At 50.0% G+C, this 18,856-nt stretch carries 17 protein-coding genes and 1 pseudogene; 9 read left to right on the top strand and 9 right to left on the bottom strand.

The features are described from left to right. The first annotated feature begins 87 nt into the window (after positions 1 to 87). From ACJHYO_RS14065 to ACJHYO_RS14055, 3 genes are all read left to right on the top strand, one after another. The gene (locus tag ACJHYO_RS14065; protein WP_000182053.1) at positions 88 to 1,137 is read left to right on the top strand and encodes a YeiH family protein; all 1,050 of its coding nucleotides are present in this window, start codon (positions 88 to 90) and stop codon (positions 1,135 to 1,137) included. Between the two features lie 73 nt (positions 1,138 to 1,210). After that, positions 1,211 to 2,068: a deoxyribonuclease IV gene (gene nfo / locus ACJHYO_RS14060; protein ID WP_000873880.1), complete on the top strand. Its 858-nt coding sequence runs from the start codon at positions 1,211 to 1,213 to the stop codon at positions 2,066 to 2,068. Positions 2,069 to 2,071: 3 nt separating this feature from the next. After that, on the top strand, positions 2,072 to 3,160 hold the full coding sequence (locus ACJHYO_RS14055; protein WP_000999818.1) for a sugar kinase: 1,089 nt from the start codon (positions 2,072 to 2,074) through the stop codon (positions 3,158 to 3,160). A gap of 102 nt (positions 3,161 to 3,262) precedes the next feature. Here the strand turns inward: ACJHYO_RS14055 and ACJHYO_RS14050 are convergent. Together ACJHYO_RS14050 and rihB are read right to left on the bottom strand one after the other, a co-directional pair. Beyond that, positions 3,263 to 3,328: pseudogene (locus ACJHYO_RS14050) on the bottom strand (hypothetical protein); the annotation flags it as partial. Positions 3,329 to 3,427: 99 nt separating this feature from the next. Continuing rightward, a complete protein-coding gene (gene rihB / locus ACJHYO_RS14045) occupies positions 3,428 to 4,369 on the bottom strand; it encodes a ribosylpyrimidine nucleosidase (protein WP_000415422.1) in 942 nt (313 codons plus the stop codon). A gap of 129 nt (positions 4,370 to 4,498) precedes the next feature. Here rihB and ACJHYO_RS14040 point away from each other — a divergent pair, with 129 nt between their 5' ends. Then, positions 4,499 to 5,197 (top strand): transcriptional regulator YeiL, encoded by a 699-nt coding sequence (locus tag ACJHYO_RS14040; RefSeq protein ID WP_000658608.1) that lies wholly within the window; start codon positions 4,499 to 4,501, stop codon positions 5,195 to 5,197. Positions 5,198 to 5,263: 66 nt separating this feature from the next. Here ACJHYO_RS14040 and ACJHYO_RS14035 read toward each other — a convergent pair whose 3' ends face one another. The 6 genes from ACJHYO_RS14035 to fruB all read right to left on the bottom strand — a co-directional run bounded on the left by ACJHYO_RS14035 (position 5,264) and on the right by fruB (position 12,708). Next, positions 5,264 to 6,514, bottom strand: a complete 1,251-nt coding sequence (locus ACJHYO_RS14035) for a NupC/NupG family nucleoside CNT transporter (RefSeq protein ID WP_024704824.1) — start codon at positions 6,512 to 6,514, stop codon at positions 5,264 to 5,266. A 93-nt stretch (positions 6,515 to 6,607) separates the two neighbouring features. Next, positions 6,608 to 7,546 (bottom strand): pseudouridine-5'-phosphate glycosidase, encoded by a 939-nt coding sequence (gene psuG / locus ACJHYO_RS14030; RefSeq protein ID WP_001293148.1) that lies wholly within the window; start codon positions 7,544 to 7,546, stop codon positions 6,608 to 6,610. Further along, positions 7,534 to 8,475 carry a pseudouridine kinase gene (locus ACJHYO_RS14025; protein WP_001207098.1) on the bottom strand — a complete coding sequence of 314 codons (942 nt, stop codon included), beginning with the start codon at positions 8,473 to 8,475 and terminating at the stop codon, positions 7,534 to 7,536. Before ACJHYO_RS14025 ends, psuG begins: the two co-directional genes overlap by 13 nt. A gap of 456 nt (positions 8,476 to 8,931) precedes the next feature. Beyond that, a complete protein-coding gene (gene fruA / locus ACJHYO_RS14020) occupies positions 8,932 to 10,623 on the bottom strand; it encodes a PTS fructose transporter subunit IIBC (RefSeq protein ID WP_085455439.1) in 1,692 nt (563 codons plus the stop codon). Positions 10,624 to 10,639: 16 nt separating this feature from the next. Then, complete coding sequence (gene fruK / locus ACJHYO_RS14015; RefSeq protein WP_000091263.1) at positions 10,640 to 11,578, bottom strand: 1-phosphofructokinase; 939 nt, start codon at positions 11,576 to 11,578, stop codon at positions 10,640 to 10,642. Then, positions 11,578 to 12,708: a fused PTS fructose transporter subunit IIA/HPr protein gene (gene fruB / locus ACJHYO_RS14010; RefSeq protein ID WP_000487246.1), complete on the bottom strand. Its 1,131-nt coding sequence runs from the start codon at positions 12,706 to 12,708 to the stop codon at positions 11,578 to 11,580. The genes fruK and fruB overlap by 1 nt, the downstream gene beginning before the upstream one ends. A 367-nt stretch (positions 12,709 to 13,075) precedes the next feature. On the opposite strand from fruB, the gene setB reads away from it, so the two are divergent. Then, entirely contained in the window at positions 13,076 to 14,257 is a 1,182-nt protein-coding gene (gene setB, locus ACJHYO_RS14005; RefSeq protein WP_000552001.1) for a sugar efflux transporter SetB, read from the top strand. On the opposite strand, the gene ACJHYO_RS14000 is transcribed toward setB, so the two are convergent. Then, entirely contained in the window at positions 14,254 to 14,508 is a 255-nt protein-coding gene (locus ACJHYO_RS14000; RefSeq protein WP_000389030.1) for a YkgJ family cysteine cluster protein, read from the bottom strand. The genes setB and ACJHYO_RS14000 overlap by 4 nt on opposite strands. 154 nt (positions 14,509 to 14,662) lie before the next feature. Here ACJHYO_RS14000 and yeiP point away from each other — a divergent pair, with 154 nt between their 5' ends. From yeiP to lpxT, 4 genes are all read left to right on the top strand, one after another. Then, the gene (gene yeiP / locus ACJHYO_RS13995; RefSeq protein WP_001136827.1) at positions 14,663 to 15,235 is read left to right on the top strand and encodes an elongation factor P-like protein YeiP; all 573 of its coding nucleotides are present in this window, start codon (positions 14,663 to 14,665) and stop codon (positions 15,233 to 15,235) included. A 222-nt stretch (positions 15,236 to 15,457) separates the two neighbouring features. Further along, positions 15,458 to 16,924, top strand: a complete 1,467-nt coding sequence (locus ACJHYO_RS13990; RefSeq protein WP_001091922.1) for a mannitol dehydrogenase family protein — start codon at positions 15,458 to 15,460, stop codon at positions 16,922 to 16,924. 117 nt (positions 16,925 to 17,041) lie between these two features. After that, a complete protein-coding gene (gene yeiR / locus ACJHYO_RS13985) occupies positions 17,042 to 18,028 on the top strand; it encodes a zinc-binding GTPase YeiR (protein ID WP_000198796.1) in 987 nt (328 codons plus the stop codon). Between the two features lie 38 nt (positions 18,029 to 18,066). After that, positions 18,067 to 18,780, top strand: coding sequence for a Kdo(2)-lipid A phosphotransferase (lpxT, locus tag ACJHYO_RS13980; RefSeq protein ID WP_001296239.1), 714 nt, complete (start codon positions 18,067 to 18,069; stop codon positions 18,778 to 18,780). Positions 18,781 to 18,856: the final 76 nt, after the last annotated feature.

Below are 18,856 nucleotides of genomic sequence, written 5' to 3'. Positions count from 1 at the left end.
ACTTATAAAGATTAATTATAAATATATAATCAATTTTATTTTTAAACCAGTTAGTCGTAACCTTATGCCCGGTTAAAGGAGAGGGTTATGACGAATATCACCTTACAGAAACAACATCGTACACTGTGGCATTTTATTCCGGGGTTAGCCCTGAGTGCAGTTATCACCGGGGTCGCCCTGTGGGGTGGTTCCATTCCCGCGGTTGCGGGTGCCGGGTTTAGTGCCCTCACCCTCGCAATCTTGTTGGGGATGGTTTTAGGCAACACCATTTACCCGCACATCTGGAAAAGCTGTGACGGTGGTGTGCTGTTTGCCAAGCAATATTTATTACGTCTGGGTATCATTCTTTATGGCTTCCGTCTGACGTTCTCGCAAATTGCCGATGTCGGTATCAGTGGGATCATCATTGACGTGTTGACGCTGTCCAGTACCTTCCTGCTGGCTTGCTTCCTGGGGCAGAAAGTGTTTGGTCTGGATAAGCACACCAGCTGGTTGATCGGTGCCGGTAGCAGTATCTGTGGTGCTGCCGCGGTACTGGCGACTGAGCCGGTAGTGAAAGCAGAAGCCAGTAAAGTAACCGTGGCTGTTGCAACCGTTGTTATCTTCGGGACCGTCGCGATTTTCCTCTACCCGGCGATATATCCGCTGATGTCTCAATGGTTTAGTCCGGAAACTTTCGGTATCTACATTGGTTCTACTGTGCACGAAGTGGCGCAGGTGGTGGCGGCAGGTCATGCCATCAGTCCGGATGCAGAAAACGCAGCAGTTATTTCCAAAATGCTGCGCGTGATGATGCTGGCTCCGTTCCTCATCCTGCTGGCGGCGCGTGTTAAACAGCTGTCTGGGGCGAACAGCGGCGAGAAAAGCAAAATCACTATTCCGTGGTTTGCCATCTTGTTCATCGTCGTTGCCATCTTTAACTCGTTCCACCTGTTACCGCAGAGCGTGGTGAACATGCTGGTAACGCTGGATACCTTCCTGCTGGCAATGGCGATGGCGGCGCTGGGTCTGACCACTCACGTCAGCGCGCTGAAAAAAGCCGGGGCGAAACCTCTGCTGATGGCACTGGTACTGTTTGCCTGGCTGATTGTTGGTGGTGGTGCGATTAACTATGTGATTCAAAGCGTCATCGCATAAACCACTACATCTTGCTCCTGTTAACCCGCTATCATTACCGTTTTCCTCCAGCGGGTTTAACAGGAGTCCTCGCATGAAATACATTGGAGCGCACGTTAGTGCTGCTGGCGGTCTGGCAAATGCCGCAATTCGCGCCGCCGAAATCGACGCAACCGCGTTTGCCTTGTTCACCAAAAACCAACGTCAGTGGCGTGCCGCACCGCTCACGACGCAAACCATCGATGAATTCAAAGCCGCCTGTGAAAAATATCACTACACATCGGCGCAAATTCTTCCCCACGACAGTTATCTGATTAACCTCGGACATCCGGTTGCTGAAGCTCTGGAAAAATCGCGCGATGCCTTTATAGATGAAATGCAGCGTTGCGAACAGCTGGGGCTTTCTTTGCTCAACTTCCACCCTGGCAGCCATCTGATGCAGATTTCAGAAGAGGATTGCCTTGCGCGTATTGCCGAATCCATCAACATTGCGCTGGATAAAACTCAAGGTGTCACCGCGGTGATTGAAAACACCGCCGGTCAGGGCAGTAACTTAGGGTTTAAATTCGAACATCTCGCGGCGATTATCGACGGCGTGGAAGATAAATCCCGCGTCGGCGTCTGCATTGATACCTGCCATGCTTTCGCTGCCGGGTATGATTTGCGTACTCCTGCCGAATGCGAGAAAACGTTCGCTGATTTTGCCCGTATTGTTGGCTTTAAGTATCTGCGCGGGATGCACCTCAACGATGCGAAAAGCACCTTTGGCAGCCGCGTTGACCGTCATCATAGCCTCGGCGAAGGCAATATCGGTCATGATGCGTTCCGCTGGATCATGCAAGACGACCGTTTCGACGGCATTCCGCTGATCCTTGAAACCATCAACCCGGATATCTGGGCAGAAGAGATCGCTTGGCTGAAAGCGCAACAAACTGAAAAAGCGGTGGCCTGATCGATGAACGACAGGGAAAAGCAGATTCTTAAAATTTTACGGCGTAACCCGCTGATTCAACAGAATGAAATCGCCGATATTCTGCAAATCAGCCGCTCACGTGTTGCCGCTCATATTATGGATTTGATGCGCAAGGGTTTGATTAAAGGCAAAGGATATATCCTTACCGAGCAGGATTACTGTGTGGTTGTGGGTGCAATCAATATGGATATTCGCGGAATGGCGGATATCCGTTACCCGCAAGCAGCCTCTCATCCAGGTTCTGTTCACTGTTCCGCAGGCGGCGTCGGACGTAATATCGCGCATAACCTGGCTCTGCTTGGTCGGGATGTGCATTTAATATCAGCTATTGGCAACGATTTTTACGGCGAGACATTACTGGAAGAAACGCGCCGCGCGGGCGTGAACGTTTCAAACTGCATTCGTCTGCATGGACACAGCACTGCAACTTATCTCGCTATCGCTAATAAGCAGGAAGAAACTATCCTGGCAATCAATGACACACATATTCTGCAACAGCTAACGCCTCAACTGCTCAATACTTCACGGGACTTGATTCGCCATGCTGGTGTGGTGCTGGCTGATTGTAATCTCACACCTGAAGCCCTGGAGTGGGTCTTTACCATTGCTGATGAAATTCCGATGTTTGTCGATACCGTTTCCGAATTTAAAGCGAACAAAGTAAAAAACTGGTACAGCCGGATCCACACTCTGAAACCAACACAAAATGAACTGGAAATTTTGTGGGGGCAACCGATTAAAGACGACAACGATCGCATCAGAGCTGTAAATTCGCTGCATCAACAAGGTGTTAAACGCATTTTTGTTTATCTGAAAGATGAATCTGTATTTTGCAGCGATAAGGATGGAGAACAATTTTTGCTGACCGCGCCAGCGCATACGACAGTAGACAGTTTTGGTGCTGACGATGGTTTTATGGCGGGCCTGGTATATAGCTTTCTTGAAGGATACAGTTTCCGCGACAGCGCCCGTTTTGCGATGGCCTGCGCGGCAATTTCACGCGCCAGCGGCAGCTTAAACAACCCTACCCTGTCTGCCGATAACGCGCTTTCATTAGTGCCAATGGTGTAACAATGTTGCCGGATTCGACGCTTGACCGCATCTTATCCGGCTCATAAATTGCGCACTACGCTAAACCAATAAAGAATCCTGCAATAGTAGCACTCATCAGGTTACTGACAGCAAAAACGCAATAGCCAGTAATACCACCATTCCCAGAACACTTCTCATGACATCCATAGTTATTATCTCTTCATGTCATTTTGGGCGACGGCTCTCTGCCCATCATAAATAGCCGGGCCTGCATCTTGCGATACTGACCCGGCTTGTTATCAACACTTAATGGGTTTTTATGTAGCCGCGTACGCACTCTTCGACTAATCCCCAGAACCAGTCGGTATCAATAGTGATGCCGACTTTGGTATTGGCGGGCTTGCCAAGAACACCCAGCTCGTCGCAGACGGTACGCCCATAGCAAGGGCCACTGTTAACGTCCACTTCGACGTACATTTCCTGGGTTTTAATGCCATCAGGGTTAATCAAATAACCGATGCAGGTGGCGTCGTGCACCGGGCCGCCAGCCAGGCCGTAGTTTTCGAACTGCGTTTTGAGAGTGAAGTTCATGATGTCGCTGAACAGCTCTCCGGCAGGGCCGCCAGCCCTTTCCATCCGAGCAATCACATCCGGGGTGCAAACGGTCTGGTTGGTAAGATCGAGGCCCATCATCACTAATGGAACGCCGGAGGTGAACACCACGCGTGCGGCCTCCGGGTCAGCAAAGATGTTGAACTCAGCAGATGGGGTGAAGTTGCCAGTACCATAAGCACCGCCCATCAGAACAATTTCACGGATTTTCGGCAGGATCGCGGGTTGCATACGCATTGCCACCGCGATGTTTGACAACGGACCAACCGGCACCAGAGTGATATCGCCATCGCTTGCCATAAGGGTATCGATGATATATTTCACCGCATGAGTGTTTTCTGCCTGGCGGGTCAGCGGCTCGAATACCGGGCCATCCAGTCCGGTTTCACCGTGAATATTATCGGCAACAATTTGTTGACGCATAATGGGCTGCGGCATCCCCGCATAAACCGGAACATTAATCTCCAGTTTCTGGCAAACATTCAGGCCATTAATTAATGTTTTATCGAGGGTTTGATTACCCGCTACAATGGTGATACCTAATAAATCAATCGCCGGATGTTTCGCCGCCATCATTATAGCAATAGCATCATCATGACCCGGATCACAATCCAGAATAATTTTTCTCTTTTCCATTGTTTATTTCCTCTGTTTCCAGTTGCGTTATTGTTTCTACAGCAAAGAAAATTCGACCTGGCCGATGATTGAATCTTAACAACAGCGTACGTATGCTAAATATGAGAAATCTCATAGCGGATAAACATCGTGAAAGAAATCCACAATAATGATCTTAAGCAGCAATTGATGAGTGAATCTGCGTTTAAGGATTGCTTTTCAACGGATGTTTCAGCCGATACGCGGCTGTTTCATTTTTTAGCGCGTGACTACATTGTGCAGGAAGGGCAACAGCCGTCCTGGCTGTTTTACCTGACGCGAGGCCGCGCCAGGCTTTACGTCACGCTTGCTAATGGTCGCGTGTCGCTGATCGATTTCTTTGCCGCGCCCTGTTTTATTGGCGAGATTGAGTTAATCGACAAAGACCATGAACCGCGTGCAGTGCAGGCTATTGAAGAGTGTTGGTGTCTTGCGCTCCCTATGAAGCATTACCGCCCGTTGTTATTAAACGACACGCTATTTTTACGAAAACTCTGCGTCACCTTAAGTCATAAAAATTATCGTAATATTGTTTCTTTAACTCAGAATCAATCATTTCCGTTAGTGAATCGCCTGGCAGCTTTTATATTACTCTCGCAGGAAGGTGATCTTTATCACGAAAAGCATACGCAAGCGGCAGAGTATTTAGGCGTTTCTTATCGACATCTTTTATATGTTCTTGCGCAATTCATTAATGACGGTTTATTAATTAAAAGCAAGAAAGGGTATCTCATTAAAAACAGAAAGCAGTTGTCAGGACTGGCGCTGGAGATGGACCCGGAGAATAAATTCTCCGGGATGATGCAGTAAAAATTATTGGCAATAGTGCGATTGCCGGATGCAACGCTTAATAAGGCGTACATCCGGCAATGAAACTCAAGCTAAACCAATAAAGAACCCGGCAATGGTCGCGCTCATCAGGTTGGAAAGCGTCGCCGCCGTCAGCGCCCGTAAACCAAGCTGGGCGATTTCCGGCGCGCGTTTTGGCGAAATAGCCGAAAACGCTCCAACGACAACACCGATAGAACCAAAGTTAGCAAAACCACACAGCGCAAAGGAGATGATCGCCACGGTTTTCACTTCCAGCGTGCCGCCCGTTTGCAGATATGGCGAAAAACTCAGGTAAGCGACAAATTCGTTAATCGCCAGTTTCTGCCCAATCAAACTTCCGGCAAGATTTGCATCACTCCAGTCCACCCCCATAATCCATGCCAACGGGGCCAGCACATAGCCGAAAATGCTTTCCAGAGAGACATTGGCAAAACCAAACCAGCCGCCAACTCCACCAATAATGCCGTTGATCAGCGCAATGATCGCCACAAATGCCATTACCACCGTCGCCACACCGGCGGCGATTTTCAGCCCGGTCATTGCACCGTTCGCCGCAGCTTCAATAATGCTTTTTGGCGGTGTTTCGCTAAACGACAGATTTTCAAACGTAACTTGCGAAGGTTCCGTCGCCGGACTAAGAATACGTGCAAACAGGATACCGCCAGGAATAGCCATCAGCGAAGCGGCTAACAAATAGTCAATCGGCACGCCCATTCCGGCATAGCCAATCATCATCGAACCCGCAATAGACGCCATGCCGCTACAAATAGCCGTAAATAGCTCGTTGCGATTCATGCGATCAATAAAAGGTTTAACGATCGCCGGGATCTCATTTTGCCCGAGGAAAATAGTGGTGACTGCGACAAAAGATTCGATTTTGCTGATGTTGAGGGCTTTCTGAAAAATACTGCCAAGAATGCGGATCAGCAGCCCCATTACGCCAATGTAGTACAGCAAGCTGATAAGCGCGGTAACGAAAATAATCGCCGGGAGTACGCGAAAGGCGAAGATAAAGCCCGCACCGTCAAACAGAACATCCATTTTGGGACCGACCAGCGAACCAAAAATAAAGGCACTTCCTGCGTCACTGTAGGACATCACTTTATGGACGCCTAATGCCGCCTGCTCTACCGCCCATTTTCCTGGTGGAAAATAGAGCATGATTCCGCCAATGGCGATTTGTAGCAGCAACGCGGCTCCAACCGTGCGCAAACTGATGCTCTTTTTATTTACCGACAACAGAAATGCTATTGCCAGTAACACCACCATCCCCACAACACTTCTCATTATATCCATAATGATTTTCCCTTCATGCCAGTAAACCCGGCGTCAGCGCCAGGTTTTGGTATGCTTGATGAGTACGGGCGACGGCTTTCTGCCCACCAGAAATTAACCCACGAGACGCTGATATTCTTTGGCAATTTCGCTCGCCAGAATGGCGTTATTAAAGACCAGTTGAATATTGGATTTCAGGCTATCACCGCCGGTTAGCTCCGCAACACGCGCCAGCAGGAACGGTGTACTCTCTTTCCCAATAACACCCTGTTCTTCGGCTTCAGCAACGGCTTGATCAATTGCTGCATTGATGGTTTCTTCTGGCATCGCAAACTGTTCCGGGATCGGGTTCGCTACCACCAGGCCGCCGTTCAAACCGGTTTGCCACTTCACTGCCATCGCGCGAGCAATTTCGCGGGCACTGTCGAGACGAATGCTGACTTCAAATGGGCTGGTTCGGCAGAAAAACGCAGGCAGCGCTTTTGTCTGATAACCAATTAACGGTACACCAAAGGTTTCTAAATATTCTGTTGTTAATCCTAAATCGAGAATAGATTTTGCCCCCGCACAAACAACAGTGACATTGGTATTTGCCAGTTCCTGTAAATCGGCAGAAATATCGAAGGTATGTTCCGCTCCGCGATGCACACCACCAATACCTCCGGTTGCAAAAACTTTAATCCCAGCCAGTGCTGCAATAATCATGGTTGATGCAACGGTAGTCGCGCCATTTTTCCCTGCAGCAACGACAAAAGGTAAATCACGACGACTAACTTTCGTCACGTTATGTCCTTCACGGCCCAGCAATTCGATTTCTTCTTTACTTAAGCCCACTTTCATCACACCGCCAATAATGGCGATAGTGGCTGGTACTGCGCCCTGTTTACGAATTGTTTCTTCTACTTCAATTGCGGTTTGGGCATTTTGTGGGAATGGCATTCCGTGAGAAATTATGGTCGATTCCAGCGCAACAACCGGTTTTTTATTTTTTAAAGCATCCTGTACTTCAGCGGATATTTGTAATAATTCAGGGGACAGAGTTAATTCAGACATTCTGTGTTCTCCACTAACGATGTAACATTGGCAATTGATAATTCAGGGTTGTTGGTATATTCACAGGCAAGTGCCATTGACGAACATCCCTGCGCAAATCGAACAGAATCGATAAACGGCATACCGTCTACCCAACAGGAGGCCAGCCCCGCCATCATGGCGTCGCCTGCCCCAGTAACATTGATGACATTCGTTTTAATAGGGGCCGACCACCCACTTTCACCGTTGATATCACTGTAGTAAACGCCATCCCCTCCCATGCTCAGCACCAGGCGGTTCAGGCCGTGTTGATGAAACCAGGCGGCGACCTTTGCGACATCTTCACGTCCGGAAAGTGCAATTCCGCTCAACGTTTCGGCTTCAAGACGGTTAGGTTTTAACGTATGGATTTTGCTCAGATGATCGCGGATTTTGACGCATTTCCATGCCGATACCGGATCAATAAATACAGGCGTTTCCCCGCTATTTTCCAGAACCCAGACCAGCGCCTCTTCACTAAGGTTGCAATCCGCAACAATAACCTTTGCACCGCGAATAAACTCCTGATGCTGGGCAAGAAATTCTGCAGAAATACAGTCACTAATACTCATATCATTTATCGCGACAAGCATTTCTCCTGTATTATCGAGCAGTGATAAATAGCTGGATGTATTCTCACCCGGAACAATTAAGCATTTATCGACATAAACACCGGATTGATTAGTTTGCGCCAGTAATGATTGCCCATAAAAATCACCACCTACTGCACTTAAAAGCCAGGCATTTTTCCCCAGTAACGCCAGATTATGAGCGATATTCCTTCCCACGCCACCTGGGGTAAATTTAATTTTTCCGGGATTCGAATCCGCATAATTCAATGGATGATGTGAATACCCAGCCACATCAATATTCGCCGAGCCAATAATTACTATGTAGTCCTTTTCGCGCATAGCACGCCCCCTGGCAATAAATTGCCAACGAAGAAATTGGGTAAAATAGTCATTACAGTCAATAAGACTATTAGAGCACGTGTTCAGATTTAAACACATGTTCATAATAAACATGTTTAACGTAATGTAAATCGATCAGAAAAAACGAAATCGGCCAGATATGAAGGCGGTCACAAAGTTTGTCTATTTATGCAGCAACAAAAGAGAAAGTTGTGATGTGTAACACACAATATGGCAGGCAAGAAAAAGGGCAGAGATATTTCTGCCCTCCAGATTGTTGACAACGCGCGCTTTGTTCATCCTGGATGTGGCGTAAACGCCTTATCCGACCTACAAAAGCGCAAAAATTCAATATATTGCAGGGTTCATGTAGGTCTGATAAGCATAGCGCATCAGGCAATTTTGCGTTTGTCATCATCGGGGCAGAGATGTCTCAGCCCCGATGATGAAGAGAAATTATGCGTTTTTTTCTACTATTTGTGTTTCCGGGCGTTTGAGGAAGGCATAGGCCAAACCCGCCACCAGCGTACCGGCAATAATTGCTACCAGGTAACCCAATACCGGCGTAATAGCGCCAGGGATCAGCAGAACAAACAGACCACCGTGTGGTGCCATCAGTTTTGCACCAATCGCCATTGAGATTGCGCCAGTCAGCGCCCCACCAACGATACAGCACGGTAGCACACGCATCGGATCACGAGCAGCAAACGGAATTGCACCTTCCGAAATAAAGCACAGACCAAGTACCAGAGCGGCTTTGCCACCTTCCTGCTGCGCTTTGTCGAATTTGCGACGCGCCACCATTGTTGCCAGACCCATTGCCAGCGGTGGCACCATACCTGCCGCCATAATCGCCGCCATCGGGCCATAGGTTTGAGTACTCAGCAGACCCACACCGAATGCGTACGCTGCTTTGTTTACCGGACCGCCCATGTCAGTACACATCATGCCACCGAGGATCGCCCCCAGCAGAACAGCATTCGCAGTCCCCATGGTCTGCAGCCAGTGAGTCAACCCATCGAGAATGCCAGCAACCGGTTTACCGATCAGGTAAATCATCGCCAGACCGACCACCAGACTGGAAATTAGCGGAATGATCAGGATCGGTTTCAGTGCCTCCATACTCTGTGGCAGTTTCAGTTGCGTACTGATTAACTTCGCAATGTAACCCGCCAGGAAGCCCGCAATAATACCACCAATGAAGCCAGAACCGGTGCTAACCGCCAGCATACCGCCAATCAGACCCGGCGTGAGACCCGGACGATCGGCAATGGAGAAGGCAATATAACCTGCCAGTACCGGCACCATCAGCGCAAAGGCTGAACCACCACCAATCTGCATCAGCGCCGCTGCCAACGTACCCGGCTCTTTAAACGCTTCGATACCAAAAGCAAAAGAAAGCGCGATACACAGACCACCTGCAACAACCATCGGCAGCATGTAAGAGACGCCCGTCAGCAAGTGACGGTAAGCGCCTGCACTCTCTTTCTTACCTTCAGTGGTCGCTGTTTGAGCTTTGCCCGCTGGTTCATACGGCGTTGCTTCAGCAACCGCTTTATCCAGTTCCTGCGCAGTTTTCTTCAGCGCCAGACCGGTAGAGGTGCGATACATCGGTTTACCAGCAAATTTCGCCAGATCCACTTCGATATCTGCCGCCACAATCACCAGATCCGCTGCTGCGACTTCTTCAGGGGTGATTGCATTACCCGCGCCGACAGAACCACGGGTTTCAACTTTCACCCACCAGCCACGTTTTTTCGCTTCGGTTTCAATGGATTCAGCCGCCATAAAGGTGTGTGCTACGCCAGTCGGGCAAGCAGTCACCGCAACTACGCGTTTCGGACCGCTGGCGGCAACCGGTGCTGTCGCAGCGACCGGCGCAGTGTAAGGTTTCGCATGGCCTTTGGCTTCACTCAGGAACAACTCAGGGTGCGCAACTGCCCGGGAAATATCGCCCAGCCAGACATTTTTACCGTTCAGCGCGCTGTCATTCGGGATGGAATCACCGAGAACAATCGCCATTTCTGCTTCGTTCGGATTGTCGATGATTTCCAGTTTTGCTTTTCGCGCCGCCGCGCCCAGCAGGGTCTTCGCCATATAGGCGCGTGCCTGACCGAGATTAGCGTCAATAATCAGCAGCGTTTTCATTATGCCTCTCCTGCTGTCAGTTAAAAGGTTGTAAGTCGACGCGCGCCATCATTGCGGCCAACTGCGGACGATCGGTAATACCCACATTGCTTTGACTTACCGCCAGGGCTGCAACAGCTGTCGCCAGACGCAGTGTGTGTTCACTGGATTCACGCATCAGCAAGCCATAAATCAGGCCACCAACCATAGAATCCCCTGCGCCAACGGTGCTTACGACATCGACTGACGGTGGTTTGGCGATCCATTCGCCGGAGGCATTAACCCAAAGCGCGCCTTCGGCACCCAGTGAAATAACAACATGCGCAATACCTTGTTCACGTAGCGCATGTGCAGCTTCAATCACATCTTTCATTTCAGGCAGTTTACGGCCTGCCCAGATTTCCAACTCGCGGCGGTTAGGTTTCACCAGCCACGGTGCCGCTTTCAAACCTGCTACTAACGCTTCACGGCTACTATCAAAGATAATGCAAGGACACTGACTACGCAGGCGAGTCATCCAGTCGGTGAACGCTTCCGGGCTGACGCCTGACGGTAAGCTTCCGCTGACACAGACCATATCGAACTGACCGAGCCAGCTCAGAGAATCAGTCACAAAGCGTTCCCAGTCGGCGGGGGTGACTTCAAAACCCGAGAAGTTGAAGTCGGTCACTTCGCCGTCTTTTTCCGTCAGCTTAACGTTAATTCGGGTGCGCCCCTGTACAACCTGGAAACGGTTGGCAATGCCCAGCTCGCTGAACAGTTGCTGAAAACCATCCTGATTGTCTTTACCCAGGAAGCCGCCAACGGTGACATCAATTCCCAGGTCTTTTAATACTTTGGCCACGTTGATGCCTTTACCCGCCGCATGCAGACCGGTGGTTTTCACCAGGTTCACTTCGCCGCGTTCAATTTCCGGGCAGAAACCAACAAGGTCATAAGCCGGATTAAGGGTGATCGTAGCAACACGTCTACTCATTATGCGCCCTCCCCAAGACCAGCAGCGATAGCGTCGCCAATGGCTTTCAGCGCCTGTTCAGCATCTGCACCCTGGGCGGTAAAGCGTAGGCGATGACCTTTCTTAACGCCAAGTGCCACAACTTTCATCAGACTACGTCCGTTTGCCGGTTTGCCGGTGCCATCAAGGTTTGTCACGGTAATATCACTGTTAAATTGTTTAATGGTATTGACCAGCATGGTACCTGGACGAGCATGCAGGCCGTGTTCATTGCGCACCACAAACTCCGCGCTTAACACGTCGTCGGTCGGCGCATCATCGCTGGTCAGCAGCGCCAGCAACGTTGCCGCATCCGCTTTCAGCAAGCGGTCAGCTTTATTATCGAGCAACAAATCAGCGAGACGCTTAAGAACCGCGATGGGCTGATCGTCATTCATCGCCACACTCACCAGCATGGCTGCCGTTTCGCCGTCCACATCAAAAGCATTTGCCGCACGGCTTACCGCAATCGCGCTACGCAGATTGCCTTCGGCGCTATCGCTCAGCCAGATACCCTGCCCGAGGTTCAGCGGTTGTTCATTGATGGCTTTGGTGACGAAAGTGGCGTCAACTGCCCCCGCTTCTTTCAGACGCGCAGCGTTCAGCGCCTGAAGAGTCAGCAGATCGCTGGCGACGATATCCAGCGTCAGCATTTCGTTGTCGAGCTTCAGCTGCTCACTCTGCTTTTCGCCCATCAGCAATGCGCGAAGTTCTTCTGCTGTTGTTGCTGACTTCAGTTGTTCAGCAACGGAATCATCGCTCAGTACGTGGGTCAGCTGGCGTAGCAGGCCCAGATGTTCATCCGAGCTGGCAGCAATACCGATCGCCACGTACGCTACCTGGCCGTCACCCCAGGTGACGCCTTCCGGGAACTGAAATACCTGAACGCCGGTTTTCAGCACCTGATCGCGGGTGTCGGTAGTGCCGTGTGGAATAGCAATACCATTGCCGAGGAACGTTGAGGTTTGCTGTTCGCGCGCCAGCATGCCATTGACGTAGCCTTCAGCTACATTACCGGCCTGCACCAGCGCCGCAGCGACCTGGCGAATCGCCTCTTCTTTGTCTCCGGCCTTTTCGCCCGGATGGATGTCCTGTACGGATAACTGGAACATAGTTCTCCTCTCTTGCTGAATTGAAACGATTCAGCTTCTATGAGAAAAAAAGCGCCAACCTGGCTTAGGGTTAAAGACAAGATCGCGCTGAAACGTTTCAAGAAAGCATAATACTTTTGTTTCAGCACGCAAGGAAAGCCGTAAAGTTATGAGCAAAAGTTTGATGTGCTGCACAATTTTTTGTCATTTTTCCTAATTGCTGATGGGAAAATCCGTTATCAGCAATTTCATTTCAGCAGCGTCAGCAGCCAATCAGCAACAGTGAAATGGCATTTTGATTATTCGTGGCGCTTTTGATTTCGCTGTCTGTTTATTTTCTGACAAGCAGCGTAAACTCCGCGTCTTCCTCTTCCAGTGATCGACCAGCATGCATAACTCCCCCGCAGTCACCAGCGCGAAATCGTTTGACCTGACCTCGACGGCGTTTTTAATCGTTGCCTTTCTCACCGGTATTGCGGGCGCTCTGCAAACCCCGACACTCAGTATTTTTCTTACTGATGAAGTACATGCCCGTCCGGCGATGGTGGGATTCTTCTTTACCGGCAGCGCAGTCATTGGGATTCTGGTGAGTCAGTTTCTCGCCGGGCGCTCTGATAAGCGCGGCGATCGCAAATCGCTGATTGTCTTTTGCTGCCTGTTAGGCGTGCTGGCCTGCACCCTTTTTGCCTGGAATCGCAACTACTTTGTTTTGCTATTCGTTGGCGTCTTTCTTAGCAGCTTTGGCTCAACCGCTAACCCGCAAATGTTTGCCCTTGCCCGTGAACATGCTGACAAAACCGGACGTGAGGCGGTGATGTTCAGCTCTTTTTTACGCGCTCAGGTTTCACTGGCATGGGTCATTGGCCCACCGCTGGCTTATGCCTTAGCGATGGGTTTCAGCTTTACGGTAATGTATCTGAGCGCAGCGGTAGCGTTTATTGTTTGCGGCGTGATGGTGTGGCTGTTTTTGCCGTCGATGCAAAAAGAGCTTCCGCTGGCGACCGGCACGGTTGAAGCGCCGCGCCGTAACCGTCGCGATACGTTGCTGCTGTTTGTCATTTGTACATTGATGTGGGGCTCGAACAGCCTGTACATCATCAACATGCCGCTATTTATTATCAACGAACTGCATCTTCCCGAGAAACTGGCCGGTGTGATGATGGGGACCGCCGCCGGGCTGGAAATCCCGACCATGTTGATCGCCGGATATTTTGCCAAACGTCTGGGTAAGCGCTTCTTAATGCGCGTTGCTGCCGTGGGTGGCGTCTGTTTTTACGCAGGAATGCTGATGGCGCATTCACCTGTCATTCTGTTGGGCTTGCAGCTGCTAAATGCTATTTTTATTGGCATTCTGGGCGGCATCGGGATGCTCTATTTTCAGGATTTGATGCCCGGTCAGGCAGGTTCAGCCACCACGCTCTATACCAACACGTCGCGCGTGGGCTGGATCATCGCAGGATCAGTGGCGGGCATCGTCGCCGAGATCTGGAATTATCACGCTGTGTTCTGGTTTGCGATGGTGATGATTATCGCTACTCTGTTTTGCTTACTGCGAATTAAAGATGTTTAAGGCGCGGTCAGCATTTCCAGATCGATAAGCCAGGTCATTGCCTGCTGACGCGAGTTGCCGCACATTTCAGCGCTGGCTTGTAAGCCTGCACAGACTTTCGGTCGCAGTGGCGAGGTGAAAATTTTACAGCGTTGCTGTTCATCAAGCTGAATGCAGGGCGTATTGGCGGGCTTGCCATCTGGCATACCGGGAATAGGGCTGGAAATTGAAGGGGCAGTGCAACACGCCCCGCAACCCGGACGGCATTCCATACGTTGTTCTCTTAAGGTTAACCACCGGATTGATGAGCGCGCACAGTACCACCTTTTTTGCACCAGCAAAAGTGCGAATACCACTTGCCCGAAAGGCCCGTCGCGAGTACTTTGTCGCGATATTTTTGACATTTTCGACTACAGGAATTTTTCGATGCCAAGAGCGAACGAAATTAAAAAAGGTATGGTACTGAATTACAACGGCAAACTGCTGCTGGTTAAGGACATTGATATTCAGTCGCCCACTGCCCGCGGTGCCGCTACGCTGTACAAAATGCGTTTTTCTGATGTCCGTACCGGGCTGAAAGTAGAAGAGCGTTTCAAAGGTGATGATATCGTTGACACCGTGACGCTGACCCGCCGTTACGTTGACTTCTCCTATGTCGATGGCAACGAATATGTCTTTATGGATAAAGAAGACTATACCCCGTATACCTTCACCAAAGATCAGATTGAAGAAGAGTTGCTGTTTATGCCTGAGGGCGGCATGCCGGACATGCAGGTGCTGACCTGGGACGGTCAATTGCTGGCGCTTGAGCTGCCGCAGACCGTTGATCTGGAAATCGTTGAAACTGCACCAGGTATCAAAGGGGCATCTGCCAGCGCCCGTAACAAACCGGCGACATTGAGCACTGGTCTGGTGATTCAGGTACCAGAATACTTAAGCCCGGGCGAAAAAATTCGTATCCATATCGAAGAACGCCGTTATATGGGTCGTGCTGACTAACTTCAGCCGCATGCAGAAAAGGGATAGCTCAGGCTGTCCCTTTTTTAATTTATTATACCAATCTTCTATTTTGCGCTTCCTGAACACCTTACGCCCGCAATTTTCACTCGTTGATTGATCGCCCTCACACTTCATCGCATTAACAATCCAGACCAATTTCAATTGCTGTCATATAACTTTACACTGTCATTGTTAATTAATCGTTACTAAGACGTGACTCCTATGAATACAATCGCCTCCGTTACGCTCCCGCATCATGTACACGCTCCACGCTACGATCGACAGCAGTTGCAATCACGTATCGTTCATTTTGGCTTTGGAGCCTTTCACCGCGCACATCAGGCATTACTGACCGATCGTGTGCTGAATGCCCAGGGCGGCGACTGGGGGATCTGTGAAATCAGCTTGTTCAGCGGCGATCAACTGATGAGCCAACTCCGCGCACAGAACCATTTATATACCGTGCTGGAGAAAGGTGCGGACGGCAATCAGGCGATAATTGTCGGTGCCGTTCACGAATGTCTGAATGCAAAACTGGATTCCTTAGCGGCAATTATTGAGAAATTTTGCGAGCCACAGGTGGCAATTGTTTCCCTGACGATTACCGAAAAAGGCTATTGTATTGACCCGGCCACCGGTGCACTCGACACCAGCAATCCGCGTATTATTCACGATCTACAAAACCCTGAAGAACCTCACTCCGCGCCAGGTATTCTCGTCGAAGCACTGAAACGCCGCCGTGAGCGCGGCCTTACACCGTTTACCGTGCTCTCCTGCGACAATATTCCCGACAATGGCCATGTGGTGAAAAACGCGGTGCTGGGAATGGCAGAAAAACGTTCGCCAGAACTCGCCGGGTGGATAAAAGAACACGTCAGTTTTCCGGGAACTATGGTCGACCGCATTGTTCCGGCTGCAACAAACGAATCACTGGCGGAAATCAGCCAGCATCTGGGGGTGAATGATCCCTGCGCGATTAGCTGCGAACCGTTTATCCAGTGGGTGGTTGAAGATAACTTCGTCGCTGGGCGTCCTGCCTGGGAAGTCGCAGGTGTACAAATGGTGAATGATGTCCTGCCATGGGAAGAGATGAAACTGCGGATGCTTAATGGCAGCCACTCTTTTCTCGCTTATCTGGGTTACCTCTCAGGATTCGCCCATATCAGTGATTGCATGCAGGATCGCGCATTTCGCCATGCTGCCAGAACATTAATGCTGGATGAGCAAGCGCCGACACTGCGGATTAAAGATGTCGATTTAACACAATATGCGGATAAGTTAATTGCACGTTTTGCTAATCCGGCACTGAAACATAAGACCTGGCAAATCGCGATGGATGGCAGCCAGAAATTACCGCAACGCATGTTGGCAGGTATTCGCATACATCTGGGGCGCGAAACGGACTGGTCGTTGCTGGCATTAGGCGTTGCAGGCTGGATGCGTTACGTCAGCGGCGTTGATGATGCCGGAAATGCCATTGATGTTCGCGATCCGCTTAGCGATAAAATTCGTGAACTTGTTGCGGTCAGCAGCAGTGAACAACGCGTAACCGCCCTGCTTTCCCTGCGTGAAATTTTCGGTGATGATCTGCCAGATAACCCGCATTTTGTGCAGGCCATCGAACAAGCCTGGCAACAAATCGCACAATTCGGCGCGCATCAGGCGCTATTAAACACCCTCAAAATTTAACGATTTCTGCGGTTAAAGCGGATGAAGCTCGCCTTCGTCCGCTCTCCCCTTCTCTTTTCTGCCTTTTTTAGCCAGGATTAACGCTCAGTTAACTTACCAGAGTATTGCGGAGCCGTTGTGACCAGAACCAACCTCATCACCGGTTTTCTCGGCAGTGGGAAAACTACGTCGATTCTTCATCTGTTAGCCCATAAAGATCCCAACGAAAAATGGGCGGTACTGGTTAATGAATTTGGGGAAGTCGGAATTGATGGTGCTTTGCTCGCCGATAGCGGCGCACTGCTGAAAGAGATCCCCGGCGGTTGCATGTGCTGCGTTAATGGTTTACCCATGCAGGTAGGGTTGAATACCTTACTGCGTCAGGGAAAACCAGACCGCTTGTTGATAGAGCCGACCGGGCTGGGCCATCCGAAACAGATCCTCGATCTCTTAACCGCACCCGTCTATGAACCGTGGATAGATCTGCGCGCCACGTTGTGCATTCTCGATCCACGCCTGTTGCTGGACGAAAAAAGCGCCAGCAATGAAAACTTCCGTGACCAGCTGGCTGCCGCAGACATTATTGTCGCCAATAAATCCGACCGTGCGACGCCCGAAAGTGAGCAAGCGCTAGAGCGCTGGTGGCAGCAAAATGGTGGCGATCGGCAATTAATTCACAGCGAGCATGGAAAAATTGACGGTCATCTTCTGGATTTGCCGCGTCGCAATTTAGCCGAGTTGCCCGCCAGCGCCGCGCATTCTCATCAGCATAGCGTGAAAAAAGGGTTAGCAGCGTTAAGACTGCCAGAGCATCAACGCTGGCGTCGCAGTCTGAACAGCGGACAAGGGCATCAGGCCTGTGGCTGGATATTCGACGCTGATACGGTATTCGACACCATTGGTATTCTGGAATGGGCGCGACTTGCACCGGTGGAACGCGTCAAAGGCGTGCTGCGTATTCCCGAAGGGCTGGTGCGAATCAACCGTCAGGGCGATGACCTGCACATTGAAACGCAAAACGTTGCGCCACCGGACAGTCGTATTGAGCTGATTTCCAGCAGCGAAGCTGACTGGAATGCCTTGCAGAGCGCGCTGTTGAAGCTTCGTTTAGCGACTACCGCGTAAGGTTGCCTGCGTTTTTCAGTAAGATAATTAGAGAAAATATGATTAAAAATTTGCCGCAAATAGTGTTGTTGAATATTGTCGGCCTCGCGCTGTTTCTTTCCTGGTATATTCCCATTAATCATGGATTCTGGTTGCCGATTGATGCGGATATTTTTTATTTCTTTAATCAGAAACTGGTCGAAAGTAAGGCCTTTTTATGGCTGGTTGCATTGACCAACAATCGCGCTTTCGACGGTTGTTCACTGCTGGCGATGGGAATGTTGATGCTGAGTTTCTGGCTGAAAGAAAACGCCCCAGGCAGACGACGTATCGTGATTATTGGTCTGGTCATGCTATTAACTGCAGTGGTATTAAACCAGCTGGGTCAGGCATTAATTCCTGTAAAACGGGCCAGCCCAACGTTGACTTTTACCAATATTAACCGCGTCAGCGAACTGCTCTCTGTTCCCACGAAAGATGCCTCACGAGATAGCTTTCCCGGCGATCACGGTATGATGCTGCTTATTTTTTCGGCATTCATGTGGCGTTATTTCGGCAAAGTTGCAGGCCTTATCGCCCTTATTATTTTTGTGGTTTTTGCGTTTCCCAGAGTAATGATTGGCGCACACTGGTTTACTGACATCATCGTCGGTTCCATGACCGTGATATTGATCGGCTTGCCCTGGGTGTTGCTGACGCCATTAAGTGATCGATTAATCACCTTTTTTGACAAATCACTACCTGGAAAAAACAAACATTTCCAAAACAAATAACTCACAGTAATTAACATCATCAGGTTTATTTTTATAGTGAGGATAATCCTGATGATGCGCCTCCTGCTTTCATCCA

It is taken from the genome of Escherichia sp. WS1118, from assembly GCF_046487695.1.
In the GTDB taxonomy this organism is placed as follows: Bacteria; Pseudomonadota; Gammaproteobacteria; order Enterobacterales; family Enterobacteriaceae; genus Escherichia; species Escherichia coli.
Note: the sequence above shows the minus strand (reverse complement) of the source record. Positions and strands in the feature narration are given on the sequence as shown.

Bases quoted from the DNA above. Each gene is read 5' to 3' on its own strand.
- fruB (WP_000487246.1), bottom strand. From the start codon at position 12,708: ATGTTCCAGTTATCCGTACAGGACATCCATCCGGGCGAAAAGGCCGGA.
- ACJHYO_RS13990 (WP_001091922.1), top strand. From the start codon at position 15,458: ATGAATACAATCGCCTCCGTTACGCTCCCGCATCATGTACACGCTCCA.
- fruK (WP_000091263.1), bottom strand. From the start codon at position 11,578: ATGAGTAGACGTGTTGCTACGATCACCCTTAATCCGGCTTATGACCTT.
- ACJHYO_RS14055 (WP_000999818.1), top strand. From the start codon at position 2,072: ATGAACGACAGGGAAAAGCAGATTCTTAAAATTTTACGGCGTAACCCG.
- lpxT (WP_001296239.1), top strand. From the start codon at position 18,067: ATGATTAAAAATTTGCCGCAAATAGTGTTGTTGAATATTGTCGGCCTC.
- nfo (WP_000873880.1), top strand. From the start codon at position 1,211: ATGAAATACATTGGAGCGCACGTTAGTGCTGCTGGCGGTCTGGCAAAT.
- ACJHYO_RS14000 (WP_000389030.1), bottom strand. From the start codon at position 14,508: ATGGAATGCCGTCCGGGTTGCGGGGCGTGTTGCACTGCCCCTTCAATT.
- setB (WP_000552001.1), top strand. From the start codon at position 13,076: ATGCATAACTCCCCCGCAGTCACCAGCGCGAAATCGTTTGACCTGACC.
- ACJHYO_RS14025 (WP_001207098.1), bottom strand. From the start codon at position 8,475: ATGCGCGAAAAGGACTACATAGTAATTATTGGCTCGGCGAATATTGAT.
- psuG (WP_001293148.1), bottom strand. From the start codon at position 7,546: ATGTCTGAATTAACTCTGTCCCCTGAATTATTACAAATATCCGCTGAA.
- rihB (WP_000415422.1), bottom strand. From the start codon at position 4,369: ATGGAAAAGAGAAAAATTATTCTGGATTGTGATCCGGGTCATGATGAT.
- ACJHYO_RS14065 (WP_000182053.1), top strand. From the start codon at position 88: ATGACGAATATCACCTTACAGAAACAACATCGTACACTGTGGCATTTT.
- ACJHYO_RS14035 (WP_024704824.1), bottom strand. From the start codon at position 6,514: ATGGATATAATGAGAAGTGTTGTGGGGATGGTGGTGTTACTGGCAATA.
- yeiP (WP_001136827.1), top strand. From the start codon at position 14,663: ATGCCAAGAGCGAACGAAATTAAAAAAGGTATGGTACTGAATTACAAC.
- fruA (WP_085455439.1), bottom strand. From the start codon at position 10,623: ATGAAAACGCTGCTGATTATTGACGCTAATCTCGGTCAGGCACGCGCC.